General features: G+C 43.4%; 11 protein-coding genes. 6 read left to right on the top strand and 5 right to left on the bottom strand.

Translation table 11 applies throughout. From position 1 onward, the window contains the following. Positions 1-8: 8 nt before the first annotated feature. Positions 9-2,822 carry a pyruvate dehydrogenase (acetyl-transferring), homodimeric type gene (gene aceE / locus JMX83_RS06135; protein WP_201599690.1) on the bottom strand — a complete coding sequence of 938 codons (2,814 nt, stop codon included), beginning with the start codon at positions 2,820-2,822 and terminating at the stop codon, positions 9-11. A gap of 860 nt (positions 2,823-3,682) precedes the next feature. On the opposite strand from aceE, the gene JMX83_RS06130 reads away from it, so the two are divergent. The 5 genes from JMX83_RS06130 to JMX83_RS06110 all read left to right on the top strand — a co-directional run bounded on the left by JMX83_RS06130 (position 3,683) and on the right by JMX83_RS06110 (position 15,730). Then, positions 3,683-6,523 carry a DUF11 domain-containing protein gene (locus tag JMX83_RS06130; RefSeq protein WP_201599688.1) on the top strand — a complete coding sequence of 947 codons (2,841 nt, stop codon included), beginning with the start codon at positions 3,683-3,685 and terminating at the stop codon, positions 6,521-6,523. Between the two features lie 258 nt (positions 6,524-6,781). Further along, on the top strand, positions 6,782-7,246 hold the full coding sequence (locus JMX83_RS06125; protein ID WP_058025306.1) for a hypothetical protein: 465 nt from the start codon (positions 6,782-6,784) through the stop codon (positions 7,244-7,246). Between the two features lie 43 nt (positions 7,247-7,289). After that, positions 7,290-9,389: a hypothetical protein gene (locus JMX83_RS06120; RefSeq protein ID WP_201599686.1), complete on the top strand. Its 2,100-nt coding sequence runs from the start codon at positions 7,290-7,292 to the stop codon at positions 9,387-9,389. Positions 9,390-9,589: 200 nt separating this feature from the next. After that, the gene (locus JMX83_RS06115) at positions 9,590-14,821 is read left to right on the top strand and encodes a DUF11 domain-containing protein (protein WP_227675757.1); all 5,232 of its coding nucleotides are present in this window, start codon (positions 9,590-9,592) and stop codon (positions 14,819-14,821) included. 123 nt (positions 14,822-14,944) lie between these two features. Next, the gene (locus JMX83_RS06110) at positions 14,945-15,730 is read left to right on the top strand and encodes a hypothetical protein (protein WP_201599684.1); all 786 of its coding nucleotides are present in this window, start codon (positions 14,945-14,947) and stop codon (positions 15,728-15,730) included. Between the two features lie 73 nt (positions 15,731-15,803). Here JMX83_RS06110 and JMX83_RS06105 read toward each other — a convergent pair whose 3' ends face one another. The 4 genes from JMX83_RS06105 to glpK form a co-directional block, all read right to left on the bottom strand. Then, positions 15,804-16,496 (bottom strand): TetR/AcrR family transcriptional regulator, encoded by a 693-nt coding sequence (locus JMX83_RS06105; protein ID WP_058025302.1) that lies wholly within the window; start codon positions 16,494-16,496, stop codon positions 15,804-15,806. 237 nt (positions 16,497-16,733) lie between these two features. Beyond that, complete coding sequence (locus JMX83_RS06100; RefSeq protein ID WP_201599683.1) at positions 16,734-17,753, bottom strand: endonuclease/exonuclease/phosphatase family protein; 1,020 nt, start codon at positions 17,751-17,753, stop codon at positions 16,734-16,736. A 318-nt stretch (positions 17,754-18,071) separates the two neighbouring features. After that, the gene (locus JMX83_RS06095; protein ID WP_201599679.1) at positions 18,072-18,584 is read right to left on the bottom strand and encodes a hypothetical protein; all 513 of its coding nucleotides are present in this window, start codon (positions 18,582-18,584) and stop codon (positions 18,072-18,074) included. A gap of 248 nt (positions 18,585-18,832) precedes the next feature. Further along, positions 18,833-20,479, bottom strand: coding sequence for a glycerol kinase GlpK (gene glpK, locus JMX83_RS06090; RefSeq protein WP_201599677.1), 1,647 nt, complete (start codon positions 20,477-20,479; stop codon positions 18,833-18,835). Positions 20,480-20,976: 497 nt separating this feature from the next. Here glpK and JMX83_RS06085 point away from each other — a divergent pair, with 497 nt between their 5' ends. Next, positions 20,977-22,653 carry a TolC family protein gene (locus JMX83_RS06085; protein ID WP_201599675.1) on the top strand — a complete coding sequence of 559 codons (1,677 nt, stop codon included), beginning with the start codon at positions 20,977-20,979 and terminating at the stop codon, positions 22,651-22,653. Positions 22,654-22,800 lie beyond the last annotated feature (147 nt).

The raw sequence follows: 22,800 nt of genomic DNA, 5'->3' as shown, positions 1-22,800 counted from the left end.
TATGATTATTATTCTTTGACATCACCGTCATTGAGCAAGGTTGCATCTGCTTGATCTTCGGCGCGGCCTTCATCGCTGATTTCTTCATCGTCGTCAGCAACGAACTCAGGCACAGGACTTGGGTTTACTTTGCCTGGTGCTGGTGCATCTGGAGAATGATCATAATAAGACTGTTGGTGCCATGCAGGTGGCTGATCCGCATCGATGCCTAAGCTTGAAATTGCATCTTTAACCAAACGCATTTCCACTTCGCCCTCATCCGCTAAGCGCTTAAGCGTAGCAACAACGATGTGAGCCGCATCAACGTTGAAGAAGCTGCGTAAGTTTTCACGAGTATCAGAGCGGCCATAGCCATCTGTACCAAGCGTGGTATAAGGACGGTTGTCTGGTAACCAAGCACGGATCTGTTCTGAGTAGTTACGCATGTAGTCGGTTGCTGCAACTACGATACCTTCGTGCGGTGCTAATTGCTCAGTAACCCATGGCACTTTTTCTTCATCCATTGGATGTAGACGGTTGTAGTCGTCACAAACCATACCATCACGAGTCAACTCGTTGAAGCTGGTGACACTCCAAACGTTTGATGTGATATTGAACTCATCTTTTAGGATCTGAGCCGCTTTTTGTACTTCACGTAAGATCACGCCTGAACCCAATAGCTGTACCTGAGTTGAGTCATTATCTTCAAGTAAATACATACCGCGCTTGATACCTTCCTCGCTTCCTTCTGGCATGGCAGGCTGGTCGTAGTTTTCGTTCATTAGCGTTAGGTAATAATAAACGCGCTCGCCTTCTCCATACATGCGGCGTAGGCCATCATGTACGACAACAGCCAGCTCATAACCATAGCAAGGATCATAAGACACGCAGTTTGGTACCACGTTAAATAAAATCTGTGAATGACCGTCTTGATGCTGCAAGCCTTCACCATTCAAAGTCGTACGACCCGCAGTAGCCCCTAGTAAGAAGCCTTGTGCCTGACAGTCACCTGCCGCCCAAGCCAAATCACCTATGCGCTGGAAACCAAACATTGAATAATAGATGTACATCGGAATCATTGGCAACGCATTTACAGAGTAACTGGTTGCTAAGGCAATCCAAGTACTCATCGCACCCGCTTCGTTGATGCCTTCTTCTAGCATATGACCATCGATCGCTTCTTTGTAGCCCATCAATGCTTCGCTATCTTCTGGCGTGTATTTCTGTCCAACTGCAGAGTAAATACCCAATTGACGGAACATGCCTTCTAAACCAAAGGTACGCGCTTCGTCTGGTACGATTGGCACAACACGGTCTTGGATATCTTTGTTTTTCAGCATGGCTGATAACAAACGCACGAATACCATCGTCGTTGATTGTTCTTTGCCATTACTGCCTTTTAAGACGCGATCAAATATCGATAGCTCAGGGATATTCAGCGGAATATGACCACTGCGGCGATTTGGTAGATGACCACCCAATGCTTCACGGCGACCTTTTAGATACTTCATTTCCGCCGAGCCTTCTTCAGGACGGTAAAATGGTAAGGTCTCTAGTTGCTCATCGGTAAATGGCAAATCAAAGCGATCACGGAAATAAACGAGCGCCTCTTGATCAAGTTTCTTGATTTGATGCGATTTATTGACCGCTTGTGTTGTGCTGGACAAACCATAGCCTTTGACAGTTTTGACCAGTACAACCGTTGGCTGACCTTTGGTTTTCATCGCTTCGCTAAACGCAGCATACACTTTTTGTGGATCATGACCACCACGGTTTAGGCGTGCAATATCTTCATCAGTCAGTGCATCTGCCATTTCTTTTAATTCAGGATATTTACCAAAGAATTCTTTGCGAGTAAATTCAGGCGTACGCGCTTCATATAGCTGGTACTCACCATCGACCACTTCTTCCATACGATGTTTGAGAACACCAGTATCATCATTGGCAAGCAGGCTATCCCATTTACCACCCCAAATGACTTTAATCACACGCCAGCCAGCACCGCGGAATACCGACTCTAGCTCTTGAATAATTTTACCATTACCACGTACTGGGCCATCAAGACGCTGTAAATTACAGTTAACAACCCAAATTAGATTGTCCAGCTTCTCACGACCAGCAAGAGAGATTGCACCCAAGCTTTCTGGCTCATCCGTCTCACCATCACCTAAGAATGCCCAAATTTTACGGCCTTCTTTTTCTAACAGTTTACGGTTTTCCATGTAACGATGCACGTGAGCATGATAGATCGACATGATCGGACCTAGGCCCATTGATACCGTTGGGAACTGCCAATAATCAGGCATCAAATATGGATGTGGATAGCTTGATAAGCCTTTACCACCCACTTCACGGCGGAAGTTATCGAGCTGATCTTCAGTTAGGCGACCTTCTAAATAAGAACGTGCATAGATACCTGGCGCTGAGTGACCTTGATAATAAATCATGTCACCACCGAAGTGATCGCTTGCCGCACGGAAAAAATGGTTGAATCCTGTTTCATAAAGCGTGGCACTAGAGGCAAATGACGCCAAGTGACCACCCAAATCATCATCGTTTTTGTTGGCACGCATGACCATTGCCAAAGCGTTATAACGAATCAACGCACGAATCTTACGCTCCATACCAAGATCGCCTGGATACATTGGCTCATCTTCAACAGCGATACTATTAATATACGCGGTATCCAATCTATTAAATGGTAGCCCTTCTTGAACAGCCATATTGTACAAGGCTTTTAGAAGAAACTGAGCGCGATCCTTATCTGCATGTTTGAGAACAGACTCAAAGGCTTGTAACCACTCTTTGGTCTCGGTGCTATCAGCATCCTTGTAATAATTCATTGTTGTCGATCCTTTTATATCAGTCATACCTACCTATCTAGACGGTAGGGCTTTGTTAAATACTGGTGTGAAGTGAGATATCGGTTTACTTATGACTTCCTTGCTATGTCCAAGCATTCCCTTGTTTCATACGGTGAGATACAGCTAGATTATACAAAATAGTGCCACTGAGAATTGACATATGCGTCAAATGGACGAAACTACAAAACAGATCATACTGTTGTCCCTGTATATTCAGTCATGGATGATTTTGACACTCTATTATAAGCGTTTGCGAGGCAATTGTTTATGGCTGTAGAGAAATGGATAAATAACAAGTATTTTTTAAATAAATAATGATTAGTTTTTTGGAAAATGATAATAAAAACAGTGTGTCTCTTTACTCAAAAGACAGCTACGTGTAATTCCTTAACCAAAATATACTTCCTGTCATGCTAAATCGACCATTAGGAACTTTGCACTGGATTTAACATAAATTGCTTATTAGTATCTCATACTGGTATATTTGTATAAGTATAGTTAAGCTCCATATTGACTGAGCAACCTTGATTCTTAGGAATAGTGACATGCATAAAGCTAAAAAACCCTTAAATATAATGAATGCTTTTTCCTCCAGTAAGTATCAATCTCGAATACTGAATTTGATAGGCTTTGTAATATTGTCATTGATGAGCATCTCATCTCATGCGCTTACTCTAAATAATGGCTCTGCTACCACTTGCCCTGCTGGCTCAACTAAAGGTATTTTAACTAATTCTAGTTATAACAATCTTGTCACGAGTTTTAGCAGTAGTAACTATCAAACTGTATCTAGTGAGAGCACAAACGGATCATCTGTCTCAGTCCCTCTAAGAATCAAGATGAGTATTGCTGATTTTAATAACAGTAGGAGCAGTAGCGTTGCTACGCTAACTAGCGGTAGCTATACTGCCATTAGGTTTACTGGAAGCGCGGCTAATACCTCAGTTCGCAATGAAATCTCACTAGAATTTCAAAACAGTTCAACCAGCGAACCTCTTTTCTTGAACAAAGTCGCCCTCAGCGTTTTTGATATTGATAAATTAACTAATACAAGCAGTTATTGGGATGATAATGTCAAGTTTGTCGGGACCACGCAAAGTAATGCTCCTATAAGTGGTGTATTTCAGACGATAGCTAACTCTAGTGTCATCAATACCAATGGGGAAGGCTTACGACTAGGTACAGACTTTAACTGTGGAAGCACTCTAGAATCCACCTGTCAAGGATCGGTAGTTTTTAGTGAGCCTGTAAAGTCAGTAAAGATAATCTATACCAATACAAATAATGATGTAAGTACCAATATCACCAGTCGAATAATTGACTTTCGTTTAGACAGCTATTGCTATCAGCCCGCATCATATGAAATTACCAAAGATGACGGTATATCCAGTATAGGTACAAGTAGCACTACAAATTATATTATCAAAGTGACTAATAATGGTAATACGCCATTATCCAATATTATCTTAAAAGATCCGATTGTTACTGGTCTTACCAAACAAGACAACATTACCTGTGATACGACAGATAATACCAACACTTGCACCACAGCACCAACCAAAACGCAGTTGGAAAGTACAAGCGGTTTTACTATCTCAAGTCTTGCGACAGGAAAGACTTATAGTATAAAAGTGCCAACTAGAATAACAGCCTCCGAAGGGTCAACAGTTACCAACACTGCTACTATACAAGCAAGCAATCTAGAACTAAAGAGTGCAAGTGATACTAATACCGTTACCTCTATATTTAGCGGTGGCTCTCCTGTAGCACCGGCTAGCTGTCCGAGTGGGCATAAGATGTTCTATATTGGTAGTAACCCTCCAAGCTATACTCCTAAAGAGACACTACCAATTGGTTGGACAGCGGGTGATCCAGAAAAAACATATACTTTTAATAAAACAGAGTTCAAACTTTCTTTCACAAATATTGTTAATTTAGCTTCAGGCTACCCCTCTTCTGTTGATGTAACGAATACAACCTCTAATGCATTAAATATGTTTCACAATAGCTTTCGTACAAATATTGATCATAGGCTGACAGCCACTATCAACAAGCCTGTATCCAAATATGGTTTCGTTGTTCAAGATCTAGACGCTAACGAAGCCGGACAATATATAGAGTCGATATCACTAGCTTCTCCTGGCGGTGTTTTTTCGAGAATAGAGAGCAAGCCATTCCAGCTCTCTAATGGTAATCAAACCATTTCAGGTACTGCTTGGGATAACTGCAATACGGCTAGTCCTTGTAATTTCAATATAGACTGGGGCTATAAGTCTGCGCAAACACCTTTTGCTATTACACATGGCAACCCATCTGTAGGATCTACTTCTACTGCTGCTGGTGCTTATGTTGTCGGCTATTCTGATTTTTATTTCTGCCTAGCACCGCCAAAACTTATCGTAAAAAAATCACTAAACGGTAGCCGAGTCAATGATACTGATACCAAACGTGATCAATTTGAGATAAAAGTTACTGGAAACGCTTTAGATGCTAATACTTTTACCACTACCGGTACTGCTAACACTATTACTAATGGTACTAGTGATCTGTTAAGCTTAGCCGAATCTACAATATATACTATTACTGAAAATGTACTTAATGGTACAACTCTTGGTGATGTAGCAAACTACAACGCGACTTATGCTTGTACCAACGCTACAACTAATAGTACAACGATTATGCCCACTGTCGCTATGAGCTATGACGCGACAAACAAAACTCGCTCATTTACGCTCGCCAATGTCAACTATGGCGATGAAATCACATGTACGATTACTAACAGTCCTGCTACATATAACTTCTCAGGCTTTGTCTTTAACGACAACGGTGGGATTACTGCTAGTAGCAGTAATCAGTATGACACTTCAGCGACTTTTACGGGCAATGGCAATTATGCTAACGGCGTATTTGATAGCAACGAATCTGGCATTTATGTCAGTGGCTTACAAGTCAGACTGACTGATTGTAGCGGTAACAATCTCTCTACGACATCTGCCAACCCGCAAACGGTCTCAAACGCTGCAGGTACACTAGGCCAATACAGCTTTACGGTATTACCAAGTGTGCTATTGAATAAGACCAAAGTCTGTATTATTGAGACAGAGCCCAATACTTGGGAATATCCGATAGACACTACTGCAGACAGTAGAGAAGTAACGCTAGCGTCAAATGTTTACGACTACAAAACAGAAAAAAATACGTCTGGGGTTATTACGCGTAATCTTGATTTTGGTGAGCTAAAATCACAAAACGCGACGCTGGTATTAAAAAAATCTCAGTACGTCCATCAATGCAACGCATCGCTCAATTATGCAAGTATAGGTGACACCAATGATCCTAATACTGGCTTTAGTATGAATGCTGCCAACAATGTCAAACCTGGTAACTGTATCGCTTATAAGATTGATGCTTATAACCGTGGGCATATTGATATCGTCGATGTACAGATTAAAGATATATTGCAAACAGCACCCGTTATATCGACCTTTCAGTTGCCAAAACCAACAGGTAATCCTAGCAATGTTTATCAGAGCAGCAATACTTCAGCTGTCATGGGCAACAACGGTACTATCGTGTCAGACAAGTTTGATTTGGTCAAAGTGCCTACAGCCACAACAGTGCCGACCAAAGCTTCGCTTTATTTTAATAGCAAGTATGGCACCACGACCAGCACCCCATAAGTCAACTTAATGAATTAACTTTAGTATTTTATTTTTTTGATAAGAACACCTCAATAGCCACTATTGAGGTGTTTCCATTTACACACCTGAAACTACCTTTTGTCATTTTTTTAGTGACTGTATGTAATTGTTTTGTAATAATGCCAGCTACAATAAATGCTCACTACTATCAATCAACGTTTATTTATTGATTGTCCATATTTACAGGAAGTTATCTGGCTTGTGTCTGACAATAATGAACTAAACAAGGAATCTCGTATGAAGCCGTTTTATCGTTTACGCCACGCTCTGATTGCGATTGTCGCCTCTACTGTATTGCTCAATAGTGCTTATGCTGCTGACGCATTGCAGATGGAGCTGACCGCCAACAAGGTTACTAAAAACGCAGATGGCAAAGTCAGCTACACTTCGGTACGTAATGCACCAGCAGGTACAGTGATTCAATACAAAGCAAACTATACCAATACTACCAATCAAAACATCAGTGATCTTGCGGTCACCTTACCTATTCCTGCGAATATGACTTTTACTGGTGAAGTGTCTCCTGCCAGCGCACAAGCAAGCACAGACGGTAAAAACTATGCCGACATGCCGCTAATGCGCAAGGTAAATGGCAAACTGGTGAAAGTTCCATTGTCAGAATACAAAGCACTTCGCTGGAACATCAAATGGCTGCCTGCCAATAAGTCAGCAGACGTTGCTCTAAATACTGTCGTTAACTAAACCCAACCGTTATTTTGTGTCAGACACCTAGGAGAACCAACCCATGAGTAAACGTTTATTCAAACAATCCGTACTAGCCGTCAGCGTTATCAGCGCGTTCGGCTTGGCTGGTACTGCAAACGCGGCAAAGTCTACCGCTGACTCGACGCCGACCATTGACAACATTGCAACAGCGACCTACAGCATCGCTGGTGTCGCACAGAACCCTGTACAGTCAAACAAAGTCACCGTAAACATCACCCAAAGCGCAGCTTTCAGCTTAGTTGCTAAGAATGATGACGGCGACTTGACTGATGACTATAACAAGGGGCTTACCGTAACTCCTAAAGGTATTGTGACCTTTAACCACACCTTGACCAACTCAGGTAACGTTCAAGACACTTATACTCTAAGCCTAGCTCAAGGTGGCAATATCCCAAATAGCCCACAAGGCAGCGGTGCTTATGACTTGGCAACGAGCAACGTCACGTACACCATCTACAATGCTGATGGCACGCTGAAGAGCACGACAACGGTTACGGGTACTGAGTTCCAAAGCCGCGCCATTACACTACGCCCGAACGAGTATGCAGACATCTCTGTTGCGGCAAAAACCTCGGGTAACGTGGGCGGCGACACCCAGAATCTAACGCTATCTGCGGTCAGTACTTTCTTCAGTAGTGCAGACACTACCAAAGCGACATTGACCAACATCAACAACAGTACAACTAAAGTACCTGTGTTTAAGATTACCAGCACGGTCAGCAGCACGCTAAACCTAAACGACCCAACCTCGAAAGTGACGTACACCATCAAAGTTCGTAACGACGAGCGTGCCGCTTATGCTATAGCTGCAAATAACATCGTGGTGATTGACAACCTGCCAGCAGGCTTACGTCTTGCCGAGCAGCCAAATCTAAGCGCCAGCAACAACGCTACCATCGTTGCAGGTACTAATGGTGCAGGCACAGGTTTTGAACAAGACAGTATTCGTGTGACTTTGCTTAACCTAGCACCAGGTCAAGAAGCTATCATTACCTTTGATGTGCAAAAAGACTCAGAAGAAAACCTTGCCAATTTAAAGAGCACAGTCAATCATGCGGTCGCAACGCTTGACTTGGGCGGCGGGCAGGTCATTTATGATACCACTGATCCAACAGATACCAATCAAAATACTGCTAATTTCTATCCATCAACAGATGACAGTGAAGTCATTAACGGTACTGCGAACAATGCGATCGGTGGCGATTCAACTGCACCCTTGGTAGCAAACCAACGTGCCATAAACCTCGAATCACCAAGTAGTAAACAAATCCCAACCACCACCACCACAGGTACACAAATCACACAAACCGCTGTGATTAAAAACACGGGTAAAGAAACTGAAGGTGATCAGGCAGGTGAAATAAAATTCACCATCACTGAGGGTGCGAACGACAAGATTACACAAGTTGATGGAAGTGTACGTATTGTCTATGATGCGGATAACAATCCAGCAACGCCAAATGCAACGTACACTCTTGTTAAAAATGGTAATGGTGAATACGACTTATCTACCGCTACGCCTGTCGATGGCGCACCAGCATGGACAGGTATGGCACCAAATTCAAGCGTAACAATCCAGTATAACGTTTCATCCTCTAATGCACTGCTTGACTCAACAGAAACTACAACCGTTAACCTAGTGGTCGGTGGTCAAGACGCGCCAGCCGTCGGTGATCGCTCAGTACAAAACACCACCACAGTCAAAGGCTTAGGTCTGATCAAAGAACAAGCATTGAACACCACGTGCTCAGCAACAGCTTCATTGACCTTTACCCAGTCACCAGTAGCGGCAAAACCTGGTGATTGCATTGTGTACAAAATCACAGCGTTCAACCAGTTCGCAACTACTGATGCACGCTTTAGCTTTGACAATGTCGTGATTAAAGATACCACCGACCGCTTTAACAATAAAGCGCAGGTGCTTAGCAGCAGCACGACTCCTGCATACGCTATCAGGCTAGACGATGCGGCAAATGCTACCGCGATACCTGCAACTAATAAATATAGTGCCGCCAATGATGGTACGGCAGTAAATGGTACCGTAACCACACTAGCGCCACAAACATACGCGGCAATGGTATTTGCTGTGAAAATCAACCCAGATGGTACTACGCCATAAGACTTGATAATTTGTAATATCAGACTGTCCATAGCATAGATTATGGACAGTCTACCCACCTCATAGCGATGAAAATAATGATGATCGTCGCTGTATTCTCTGATTTGATTGTATAGGCACGCATAATGATATCAAACTGCATTGTCCCGTCTACTCATTTAGTAGCTAAGCTATCGGCTTTGACAGTAGCTATGTTGCTTATGCAATCACATTCTGCATTTGCAGCACCTGTGATAATTGATACTATCAATAACACTGCAGATGCGCGCTATACTATTAACGACACACAAACCACTTTAAGCGTGGCATCAAATACCGTCCAACTACAAACTGTCAATGCTGACCAATACAGTATATCTTTTGACGCTGGCAGCAAACAAACTGTCATGGCAGGTAGCAAAGTTACTTGGAAAAACACCATCACCAACACAGGCTATGATGCGGTTACTATTAACCTAAATTTTAACTACCCAAGCAGCCTATCGAATTTTGAAGTCTATCAAGATCTTAATAAAAACGGCATTATTGATGCAAGTGACCGCCTTATCACAGGTCTTGACCAAATCAAATTGGGACAAAGTGAGCGTCTTGATTTAATCATTCAAGCCGTCACCAATAGCAATGCCAGTGATGGTAGCAGCACCGACATCAAAGTTGGCGCAACAGTATTAGAAGACAGCTCAGTAACCGCCTCAGTAAAAGACAGCTTCGTCATTGTTGCCCCCGGCGTACACTTTACCACCCCAGATTTTTTATCTGACAAAAGCAGCACACAAATCAATGATAATGTATATCTTGAAGCTGGTTACACGCAATGTAACGTGCAGACGGATAAGCCTGATCAAATTTGGGTGACCATCACCTCACCTACTACGGGCGACACTTATTCATTAAAAGGTATTGAGACGGGCAATAATACAGGCAAATACCGTCTGTCAGCACCGACCGAAAAAAATGCCAATGCTATCAAAGACAGCATTATCCAAACGATGACTGGCGATACATTACAAGCTAAATTGGTTGCGTGTATCGATCCGTCTGTCGGTTTAGATGAGACGCCGAGCAAAAGCGACTTTACCACCAATATCAGTGGTTACAGCAGCGAGATTAGTATTGTCGATAACAACCCAAGCCTACAAGTCAAAAAAGAAGGCGATCTCAAATCGGCAGCGCTTGGTGACTATGTCAATTACACTATTAATATCACCAATAATGGCGCAGCTACCGCTTATGACGTACAGCTAAAGGATGCCCTACCGCGCGGCTTTGAATATGTGAAAGGCAGTGTACGCTATGCGGATAACGATTTGCTTATCAATAGCATGCAAACCACAGAGTTTCAGGCAGAAGGCAAATACCAAGTGCTGCACTTGGGAGACTTACCTCAAGGTACGAGCAGAGAGATTACCTATCGCGTTTTGATTGGGTCATCAGCGCTGGGTGGCGATGGAGTTAACCGTGCTGTTGCCACCACGCGCATGAATAACGACCAAATCCTAAGCTCAAGAGAGGCGCAATGGCATGTCGATGTCGATCGCGGCGTAATGAATACCGACGGTATCATCATCGGTAAACTATATCATGACATCAACCGCGACGGCATCCAGCAAAAAGATGATGGCGAGCTAGGTGTGGCGGGCGTACGCATTTACATGGAAAACGGTAACTTCATTGTGACCGATCCTGAAGGTAAATATAACTTCTACGGTGTCAGCGCCAAAACTCATGTGCTCAAAGTCGACCGTACAACACTACCTGTTGGTACACATCTGATTACCCAAAGCAGTCGTAATGCTGGTGACGCAGGCAGCCGCTTCGTCGATTTAAAATATGGTGAGCTACATCGTGCAGATTTTGCTATCGTTGGCGGCATGGGCGACAGCACAGAACTTTTAAACCAGAATCTTCTTGCACGTAGCAAGCAAGTTGATGCCAAAAACGATGCCTTAGAGCAGGCGATTAAGCGTGATCTGACCCTAGAGCCAGACTACAACCGCGACTATAACGATAATATTGATGCTAGTGGCTGCAAATCTAACGATGACCTAGATAGCGGCTTAAATTGCGATTCAGCCATCGTAGCAGATACTAACAGCACCACACCGCGTATAAAAATGAGTGTGAGCACCATCACGCCACCAAAAGCAATCGAGCTTGAAGAATACCTCAAAAAAGTACCTAATAACGAGGTCTTATTTCTCAATCTACAATCCGGACAACAGCTGGCTACTTATAAGCAGTTGGTGCAAGTTCAGGCACCGCTTGGGGGTCGCTTCACACTTTACGTCAATGGCAAGGCCATATCTGATAGTCAAATTGGCAAGACCGCTGAGCAAGAAAAACAGCAAGTCACGGCTTTCGACTATTACGCCGTGGCCCTCGACCGTGGCCGCAATACTTTGCGCGGCGTCGCAACCGATGTCACAGGTAGCATTATTTCCGAACAAAGTATCGAGGTGATTGCCCCTGATAGTCTGCAACGCATTGACTATCGTACCCAAGACATCTTTGTCGAAGCCGATGGCTTCAGCGAATATCAAGTGGTCATTAGCCTAAAAGATTTGGGTAACCTACCCTTTATTGCCGATACCCCCATCACTTTAGATACCAATATCGGTCGTATCAATTTACCCGACACCAACAAAGACCAAGCAGGCATACAAGTAACCGTCAGTGGCGGCGAGCTGCTCATTCCTATCACTGCGCCAACAGCACCTGGCAAAGGGGAGCTGGTCATCAACACTGGAAACAATAAGCAGGTAATTCCACTACAGTTTACGGCTAAGCTGCGTCCACTCATTGCTGTGGGTATCGTCGAAGGTGCCATCTCACTCAAAGACTTTGACGGTAGCAGTATTACGGATGCTCAAGGTGCCTTTGAACAAGAGCTGAATGATTTTGCCGGTAATGATGACTATACCGCATCTGGTCGTGCGGCGATGTTCTTGAAAGGCAAAGTACGCGGCGACTATTTGCTGACGCTGGCTTATGACAGTGACAAAAAAGGTGAGCGATTATTCCGTGATATCGAGCCTGGCGAATATTACCCTGTCTATGGTGACTCATCTGCCAAAGGCTTTGATGCGCAATCAACCAGTAAGCTCTATGTGCGTCTAGACAAAGGTCGCTCATTTGCTATGTATGGCGACCTAAAAACACAAATTGACAATGATGAAGGCATCAAACTGGGTCAATACAACCGTACATTGACTGGTCTAAAGACGCAATTTGAAGATAATAATACTCGCGTAACTGCATTTCTAGCAGAGACCAGTACTAGCCAGCGCGTTAATGAGACTCGCGGCTTAGGTATTTCAGGTCCCTACCCACTAGCGGAGAACTTTGACGCAGTACTAGAAAACTCTGAAATCGTCGAAGTTATTACTCGTGATGCCAATAATCCCGGTCTTATCATCAGCCGTGAGACGCTAACTCGTTTTGCTGATTATGAGATAGACCCAATTAGCCGCAGCTTATTTTTGAAATCACCGATTGCGAGTCAAGATCTCGAAGGCAATCCTATCTACATTCGTGTCACAGTAGAAGTGGATGAAGGTGGTGAGGACTATTTGGTTGGTGGTATCGCTGCCAAACAGCAACTGACTAATAAAGTCGCTATCGGTGGTAGCTATATTAATAGCGACGATCCGTTGAACAAAGAAGAGCTGGCTAGTGTCAATAGCGTTATCAAGTTCAACGATAAGCTAAAGCTCGTCGCTGAATACGCGATGAACAAAGCTGAGAACCCTAACTTTCAGCCAAGTAATCAGATCAACACCACAGAATTAGACGATAACAATGTTGAGGGCAATGCCTTACGTGTCGAGCTTGATTTTGATAATAAGAAAGACACGCGTGCCAAGGCTTATTACAATGATGCAGATAAAGGATTTGTCACTGGTGCGTCACCGCTTACTGCTGGACGTACGGAGTCTGGCGTAGAAGTCATCCATACATTCAACGACAAGAAAACAGCGCTAAAATTAGAAGGTGTACGCACCAAAGATCATACTACTGATGCGAGTCGTGAAGGCGTACAAGCCAGTATCGAGCAACGTTTGAGTGAAAACGTCGTTGGTGAAATCGGTGTGCGTTACTACAAACAAGATGCCACTGCTGCCTCACGCAATAACCAAGCAGCCACAGATGTGGTAGATGTTACTGATGACACGCTGTTCAATGACGACATTATCAACCAATCAGCGTTGAATGGCGTTAGTGATGCTGACAAAGACATCGAAGGCACCACGGTTCGTGCCCGTATCACCTCTCGCCTACCCAAGCTAAATAATAGCTTGGTATTTGCAGAGTATGAGCAAGATATTGAAAATAGCTCACGTAACGCGACGTCCATCGGTGGTGAGACACCAATCGGTGGCTTGGGTCGTCTGTATGCACGTCATGATTTGATCAATAGCTTGTCTGGTAGCTACGGTCTTGATGATACTGATGAGCGTCAACGTACCGTTGTTGGCTTTGACGCCAATTATATGAAAGACGGTAAAGTCTATAGCGAATACCGCATGCGTGACGCGATCAGTGCGCGTGAAGCGGAAGCCGCTATCGGTCTAAAAAACAAGTGGTATGTACAAGAAGGTCTGACTCTAAATACGTTGCTTGAGCGCGTTGAGTCATTAGAAGGCGAAGAGAACAACACCGCCACTGCGGCAGGTTTTGGCGTTGAGTATCTTGCCAAAGAAAACTACAAAGCATCAGGACGTGTTGAGAAACGTTGGGGCGAGACAAGCGACACTTTACTTGGTAGCGCAGGTATTGCCTATCGTTATACCGATGAGATTACCTTATTGGCTAAAGATACCTATTCGCGCATCGACTATAATGATGGTGATCGCACGATTAATCGCTTCCAACTTGGTGCCGCTTATCGTGATTACGACAGCAACCAACTAGACATGCTTGCAAAGCTTGAGTATCGTTTGGATGACAATAACACGGGTGATGATACTTATCAAAAAGACACCACTGTCTGGTCATGGAATGGTAACTACCATCCAACGCGTGCCCTAACCTTGTCTGGTCGCTATGCGGGTAAGTATACAGAATATGAAGCAGACAACATTACCAGTGACAACACTGCTCATGCCGTTTATGGTCGCGGTCTCTACGATATTAGCGAACGTTGGGATGTTGGTTTGCAAGCGGGTACTTACTGGAATAAGCAAGCAGATGATCTGTCTTATATGTTAGGTGCTGAAGTGGGCTATAGCCCAATGACCAACCTTTGGTTGTCACTTGGCTACAATTTTATGGGCTTTGAAGATGAAGACATCGCCTATGACGATAGTACTCAAGAAGGGGCTTACTTTAGATTGCGTTTCAAGTTTGATGAAAATCTATTCAAGCGTGAAGACCCACGTAAGAACAAGCGTTTAAAAAGTGACTCTACGCAAGTTAATACGACTACCTTGTAAGACAATGATAGCGTCTTAACTCCTGTCTAATGGCAATATAATAAGCGATTAGACAGGAGTCGCAGAGTCAGCCCTAATAATGGTAAATACCCACACTCATTACCTTCAGATAAGGTTTGCATCATGTTTAAAGCTGCCATTAAAACCACTGCTTATAAACAACCAGTATATACTGCACTCTCAGCACTGTTACTTTTGAGTGTCGCATCCCTTGCTTCAGCACAAGATAGCATCGCTAACAACACGGCTCAAATCGTTGATACGAATAGTGCTGTAGACTGTCGTGATGATATTCAGGCTCAAGCGCCTTCTTATAAATATCAAAGCACACAGCAACGTGTACTCAACTGTATGGTAGAGCAACTACAGCCCTATCAGCAAAAAGACAAAACCGCTCATCAGCAGTACCTCGCTTACAAAGCACAAGCATGGCTTACTTATGCTATTCATCAAGACAGTATGAATAGCCGATCAGCTGCGGGCCCATTAGCAGTAGAAATGGCTGAGAATATATTACAGTCACTAAAAAATAATACAGCACAAAACATCAAACTACAGCAAGATATCCCTACTACCTCTGCTCTAATGCGACCTGATCTGTGGGCCACGCTGAGTGCGCTAAAAGACAGTGGCGGTATAGAGTCAGCGCCACGTGAGATGGCATTTAGTGAAGTGGCGTTAATTTGGGCGGCGACCAATCAATGTAAGCGAGGGTGGCGCGAGTCAGGCATACATTTTCGTATGGCAGACCGCTGGCTTGAGCAAGCACGCGAAGCTTATGTGAATGCTCACGATTCACAGACTAACGTGGCTTTAGAGCAATCTATCGTCAGCTACTACAAGCAGTATGCGCCTTTAGATGCCAGTGATGATATCTGCCGCGGACAAGATCTAACGCCTGATAATTAAAGCGCCTTACTAAATGACAGATATAAAAAAGCCGACAGATTTGTCGGCTTTTTTGTGTCTAATATAGATAAAATTAGCGGTTTTTACGTGGTAGTTTTTCTGGTAGATAGCAGCGTAAGTACGCGATAAATGCTGTATTTGCTTCTTGAATATAGTCTTCAGTGATATTCTGATGACGACGATAAGACAAGGTAAATATCGCATTAACAATGCTATAAGCAATCAATAACGTGTTTTGGATATCCTCAAAATTTGGCATCTCATAACGTTCTGATAAACGCTTATAGACCAAGTCAACAATTTGATGGTCCATATCTTCACCAAATTCATCACCTTCAAAATCAGGTGTATTGGTGTCATAGATGAGTTTGGCTTTGGTCTCATCGTTGTGGAATATCGTCACGCATTGATCAATCAGCGCGGTTAGATATCCTTGCCATCTATCGTAGTTACCGATATCAACGGTTTCTACCATCTCTAATATTTCAATCGCATTCAAAAATCGCAATGCTAAAAATATTGCTTCAATGTTAGGGAAGAAATGGTAAGCAGACGCTCTTGGTATGCCTGCTTCTTCACACACAGCCGCCAAAGTAATATCATTGATGGCTTGTGTTTCACTCAACTTTTTGGCACCAGCCAAAAGTTTTTGACGACGTGCGCGGCCCTGCTGACTGGTAAATTTAAACTTGTTTGGTACAAGTTTTTTTGCCAATTCCGAGTCTACCAACACATCTTCAATTTTTTCGTCTTTGTTATCACTCATTATAAGTCTCTTAATGTTACGCCCTATTTTATAAATATAATCCTCATCGAATAGTATTCATCCTAAATGACCGGATTACGAGTTATTGACTGCAATACAAAGCCAATATTATCGCTACTAACCTCAATGAGGAGGCATCATAAACGCTTGTACACTATCAAGCAAGGGACATGAATGGGTTAAAAGTTAATGTATCGATTAACACTCTACTAGAGTTAACTATCTAATTTTATGAAGTTAATCATTCAGTTTAATTTTCGCTCTTATAATACCATGATCAGTCACCCTATCTGAATAATCCCACTTAAGATGGTCGTTGAAATAATCAACTCTTTCGACCTGACCGAGCGAAAACTTGCTATCAGGTAAGAACTCTTCTGAGACAAACAACTGATCGATCACTTCTGGCATACCTTGGTGAATATGGGTATAAGCCACATCTTTCATCCAACCATAGCGAGCTTGAATACGAGCGGCGTCAAAAAGTGCGACATCACGCATACTTTTATCATAATTAACCTCGCCAGTCTCAGTCATGAGCTGAGTCGTTACGCTACCAGTCACATCATTCATGTCGCCAAGCAGTATCAATGGCTCACGCGTGTGATGCAAACGTTCCATAATAGACATACGAATAGATGCCGCCTCTGCAGCACGCATGCACAAACTACGAAGCTTGGCACGAATACGGATATTTGGATCATCCATATCTTCTAATAGGTGACCATTTTCGTCACGTAAGAAAAACGCACGTTTACTTTTCAGATGCGCCGTGATGATCGTTATTGGTTGACCATATGCGTCAACACGCAATATCAAAGGTGGACGATTAAAATGCTGATGAGGCCCGATATCAGGGATATCAATCACAGCTTTTAGTGCAATCTCTTCTAATAAGGTCGTCTCTAACTGCTCAAATCGACTAATAATACCAACGGCTGGCGTATCCTGTGCGCCTCTACCTTGAGTATATGGACTTGCAGTGTCATTGCTTGCAAGCGGAATGACCACCTGTTCTGGTTCAAATCCTAGTGAGACAGCTAGTGCTTCTAGTGCATTGCTATCCCATACTTCTTGTACGGCAATGATATCAGCGTGTGCTTTAGCCAGTAGGTCTGTCAGACCACTTAGCTTATGCTCATAGGCTTTATTATCATAAGCTGGGGCATTCTCATAATAAATGCGATTAGGGTTAGCAAAGTTCAATAAATTAGCTGTGGCAATATAAAACTGTTTACTACCGTCATTATTAGTCATAAGTCCCCTGTCATTCTTGTTTTTCTTATATTATATTATATTATATTCATACATATAGATTCATAGCAAATTTTATGCCAAAAAAAACTTCCAAAGGTTAACTTTGGAAGTTTTAAAATAACATAAATACTGCTGGTCAAAGTCATTAATAGAACCAATCGTACAATCAATCTATTTTCAGCAACGAAATAGTAATCTCTTGTCAGCTTTTTTAAAAGACCGATCGCCTATCAAACTGGCTATCTATTAAAGTCATTGAGTAAACAGTAGTCATATTCTTAAATATTTTTAACATTTAACTTTTTTGTAAAATACGTACTACGATACACGATGCCATGCGTCACGTGATGCTAGACGCGCTTCATCCCACGCCAAACGAGAGTCGCCTTTCACTTCATGCCATGAACGCTCTAAGTCGGCTTCATGATCTTCAAAACGTGCATCTACTGGATAGCGAGCGCGGTTTGCATAGCCTACCGCATACGCTGGGTGCATATCGCGATCAAAGTCATAATCTTCTCTATGATAGTCAGCGTTTGCATACTCTGCACGCCAGTAAGCTTCTTCGTGTGTTGGATCAATGGCTTCGGCTGCTGCATGACCTGCGCCGCCACCAACGATAGCACCAATAGCGCCACCAATTAGTGTGCCTAATGGACCTGCCATTGTACCGATGGCTGCACCTGCTGCTGCACCGCCTACACCGCCAATACCTGTACCTACTGGATGTGAGCCTGGCTCACCCGTGATGATGTCTGCATTCAAATCTTCTTTTGTCTCTTTAGACATGTTTTTTACTTCACTGCGATCGATAGCGTCATGGTTGCTCATAGTATTGTCCCTAAATTATTTATTATTTGTTGAATTATTTATTTGCTAAAAGATTAGCGATTTTGCTAAATCCAACTGAAGTATAGAAACTTATAGGTAGAGACAGATAGCCTGATTATGTAAACTGTGTCCGTGTTGCGATTGTATTGCGTTACAGCCTGTATCTTTATGACGTCTATGTACAGTGCGCTCATACTTTGGGTAATTGTATGGGCTTAGCATTGATATATTTACTATAGAAATCAACCCTATATCTGCATTAATGACCTTGCGATGGCACGTTGCCATTTATCAAGATGTTGCTCACGAGCATCAATCGACATGCTTGGCTCAAAAACACGATCCACTTGCCATGAGGCTTTCATGGTTGACTCATCGTAAAGCCCAGTTTTTAAACCAGCAAGTAGTGCTGCACCCTTTGCCGTAATCTCTGTGTCTCTTGGGCGTAGCACCGGAACATCTAGCAAATCTGCCTGAAACTGCATCAGCAAATCATTATTTGCCGCCCCGCCATCTACTCTAAGCTCAGTCAAGGGATGAGGGCTGTCTTTTTGCATGGCGATGAGCACATCATAAGTCTGGTAGGCAACTGCTTCCAACGCAGCACGGGCAATATGGGCTTTGGTAGTACCGCGGCTCATACCAATGATGCTGGCACTGATATCAGAACGCCAATAAGGCGCACCCAATCCAGTAAAAGCAGGTAACAGCACCACATCTTCGCTACTGTCTACTTGGCGAGCTAAATCTTCGACATCGCTACTTTGTTGAATCATACCCAAATTGTCACGTAACCATTGGATGATAGCTCCTGCCATAAAAACACTACCCTCCAAAGCATAGGTAACTTCTTTTTTGGGTGGCTGTAGCATTCGCTTACCTGACTGTACGATTTGATCAAATGATAAATTGTCTGGACGAGTTGGCGATATTTTTCGCTGCCATGCAATGGTGGTTAACAGCTTGTGCTCGCTCAGTTTTGGCTGCTGACCAATATTCATCAGCATAAAGCAACCTGTGCCATAAGTATTTTTGGCCATGCCAGCATCGAGACAGCCTTGCCCAAAAAGCGCGGCTTGTTGATCGCCGAGCACCGCTTGAATGGGTATTTGCTTTGCAAATAGGCCTTTTTTGGTTTTGCCAAAATCACCGTCAGATGGTAGTACCTTAGGCAATATAGTCATAGGAATGGCAAACCGATCGCAAAGCGTCTCTGACCATGCCAATTTATGAATATCAAATAGCAAAGTACGAGAAGCATTGGTCACGTCGATGACATGCTCGCCGCCGGTTAACTTATAAATCAGCCAGCTATCAATGGTGCCAACGGCAACCTCTCCTTTACTAGCACGTACGCTGAGTTTGGGATTATTTTCGAGCAGCCAAGCAATTTTACTGGCGCTGAAGTACGGATCTAAGCGTAAACCTGTGATGCGTTGTACTTCCGCTGCCATATCATATTGAAGGTCATTGTTGAGATCATTGTGATTGGTGCCTTGATTAGTATTTTGATTGCCACTTTTACTCATGCTGTTATCAGCGCTTTCAGCAGCGAGTGTTTTGCAATAGTTTGCCGTGCGTCTGTCTTGCCAAATAATAGCGGGAGCCAGCGGCTTCCCTGTTTGTTTGTCCCACATAACAATAGACTCGCGTTGATTGGTAATCGCGATACTGGTGACATCAGTCGCAAGCAATCCTGCCTGATTGATAACATCATGCGCACAGCTGATCTGAGTTTGCCAGATTTGCTGTGCGTCTTGCTCAACAAATCCAGCTTTTGGCGTTTGTAGCGTCGTTGGCTGTTGTGCCATTTTAATAGGGCGCGCATGATCATCGTATAATATCGCGCGGCTCGATGTTGTCCCTTGATCTAACGCCAAAATATATCCTGCCATTACGCATACCCTCTACTGATATTGTTGGTTCTATTTGATGAAAACCAGTGGCTATTCATTGTTTGCTGTTAATCTATCACTGTATATTTTATAAGTGATTGGCCAAATTATTTAATGGTAAAAATAAAAGTACGTTGATTTAAATTGGTTAACGCTAAGCTATGATATTACTTATAAACGAATATTTAAAAAACAGCTCAAACCTCTATCATACCGCCAGGGATGACACAATAGAGAATAGCAGAATACTGAGCATTGACCCGTCACCATTGTGGCTCTACAGTGTACGCCTTATTTTGAATGATACGTTTTAGTGCTTTCGTATTAGCACACATTTTGATATTTCAGTACAAATACTTTATTTCAGCATCATTTATTCGCTTACTAGCAAATCGTTTATAATAGTATGACCGCTTTATATTCTAAGCGATCAAATCTATTGATGCTGTCCGTTATTTTATAATACCTTACATTCTAATTAATGGCTTATGTGACTTATGAAATTCACTTTATCAGCGCTACCGACTGCTATGATGACAGTTGCACTCATGAGCGGCCCTGTAGTGACTTATGCGAGCACGGGCTCAGATAATATAGAATCACCAGATGACATGACACCAGTGACTGTGACAAAAATTGTAGATGCCGATAATCAGATTAATAATCAGACAGCTCAGACAGCTCAGATAGCAATGGCACCTAGTCATACATTAGCAGAGACTCATGCTGAGCAAAGCGCATTAAACACCCTTATCGATCCAGTCACACACAAAGCCGTGGATAATAGCTATCCACTAGAAGTCTCTAGCTTTTTAAGCTTAGAGCAAGCGCAAAAACTTTTGGTCCAAGTCTCGCCCAAAATGGCGGCCAATCAAGCAGCCATTGCTGCCAGCGAATACCAAACTGACGCCCTCAGAACTATCGATAATCCTCTCGTATTTGCGCGCGTCTCTGCCAGCGCTTACCATCTGGATGAGGATATAGATCTATCGTCTCTCAGAAACGGTATCGTCAATGAAGTAAATAATACTGTCGATAACGCGGTTCCTCCGATTGCAGACCTGCCAGATTTACCAAACTTTGGGGAGTTGGTCGGTGAGCGAATTCCAGACTCTTATAATGTCAAGCGCTCAGGGTCCACAACGGGCGCAGGTCTTGGTGTGGTCTGGCCTATTTATACCGCTGGGCGTACGGATGCATTGACTGGCGCCTCGGATGCACGCACCCAAGAAGCAGTCGCCGATAGCATTCTTGATAAAAACGAGCTCTATAATACGTTAATTGAACGGTATTTTAAGGCTCAATTGGCGATTATCGCTGCTTACTTACGTGAGGATGCTTACGATACCTTGCAGCAAACCGATCATATGGCAGAACGCTTGTTTGAAGAAGGCTTTATTTCGCGCGTCGATAGACTAGAAGCACAGTCTGCGCTTGCTGATGCCAAAAGCGAGTCCGTCAATGCCAATAATGACGCGCGCTTAGCTATGATTGCGTTACAGCGATTATTACGTACTGATTATCGTATTAAACCGACGACGCCATTATTTGTCTCTAGCCGTCCTCTACCAGACGTTAGCTATTTTCAGGATTTGGCATTGAATAATCATCCAGGATTACAAAAGGTCGTCGCCAAACGCGCGCAGGCTCAGCAGTTGCATGCATTATCAGATACTGGCTATAAGCCGACAGTCTTGCTATATGGTTATGGTCAGCTCGAAAAAGACCCAAGCTGGGTCGCTGGTATCTCTGCCAGTTGGAAACTGTGGGGCGGACTTGATAAAACCGCATCATTGGCATCAAGCAATGCTCAAATACGTCAGGCAGATCTTTCTGAGATTGAAGTCAGCGACAACCTGCTACTGCTGGTAGAAAAAAACTGGCACGATGTTAACAATGCTCAATCACGCTATCAAGCGCTACAAAGTAACGTTGATTTGGCTGCAGAAGTTTTAAGATTGCGCCGCTTAGGACTACAAGAAGGCGTGAATACCACAGTCGATGTGGTACAAGCACAAACGCAATCGCTTAAAGCACGTACTGAGCAAGCGCAAGCTGCCAACAGTTATGTACAGTCATTGGCCGCACTCATGCAGAGCTGCGGTACGCCGCTTGCTTTTAACGCTTATCTTAATGCCGCTGATATCCAACTGCCGACGTTGTACACTGAATAATGATCGTATATGAAAGCTCATGAAGTATACGAATAAGTGCCATGTCATTGTTTCAATTTTAAGTGTTACCAAGCTAATGAGCGAAGATATATACCAAATCCGCATGACGCTACCAAAAAATAACGCTCAATAAACCATACTATTACT

This window comes from Psychrobacter piscatorii (assembly GCF_904846415.1).
In the GTDB taxonomy this organism is placed as follows: Bacteria; Pseudomonadota; Gammaproteobacteria; order Pseudomonadales; family Moraxellaceae; genus Psychrobacter; species Psychrobacter piscatorii.
Note: the sequence above shows the minus strand (reverse complement) of the source record. Positions and strands in the feature narration are given on the sequence as shown.

Coding starts and splice junctions, on each gene's coding strand:
- JMX83_RS06095 (WP_201599679.1), bottom strand. CDS start 18,584: ATGAGCAACCATGACGCTATCGATCGCAGTGAAGTAAAAAACATGTCT.
- aceE (WP_201599690.1), bottom strand. CDS start 2,822: ATGAATTATTACAAGGATGCTGATAGCACCGAGACCAAAGAGTGGTTA.
- glpK (WP_201599677.1), bottom strand. CDS start 20,479: ATGGCAGGATATATTTTGGCGTTAGATCAAGGGACAACATCGAGCCGC.
- JMX83_RS06100 (WP_201599683.1), bottom strand. CDS start 17,753: ATGACTAATAATGACGGTAGTAAACAGTTTTATATTGCCACAGCTAAT.
- JMX83_RS06130 (WP_201599688.1), top strand. CDS start 3,683: ATGAGTATTGCTGATTTTAATAACAGTAGGAGCAGTAGCGTTGCTACG.
- JMX83_RS06125 (WP_058025306.1), top strand. CDS start 6,782: ATGAAGCCGTTTTATCGTTTACGCCACGCTCTGATTGCGATTGTCGCC.
- JMX83_RS06120 (WP_201599686.1), top strand. CDS start 7,290: ATGAGTAAACGTTTATTCAAACAATCCGTACTAGCCGTCAGCGTTATC.
- JMX83_RS06110 (WP_201599684.1), top strand. CDS start 14,945: ATGTTTAAAGCTGCCATTAAAACCACTGCTTATAAACAACCAGTATAT.
- JMX83_RS06085 (WP_201599675.1), top strand. CDS start 20,977: ATGAAATTCACTTTATCAGCGCTACCGACTGCTATGATGACAGTTGCA.
- JMX83_RS06105 (WP_058025302.1), bottom strand. CDS start 16,496: ATGAGTGATAACAAAGACGAAAAAATTGAAGATGTGTTGGTAGACTCG.
- JMX83_RS06115 (WP_227675757.1), top strand. CDS start 9,590: ATGCAATCACATTCTGCATTTGCAGCACCTGTGATAATTGATACTATC.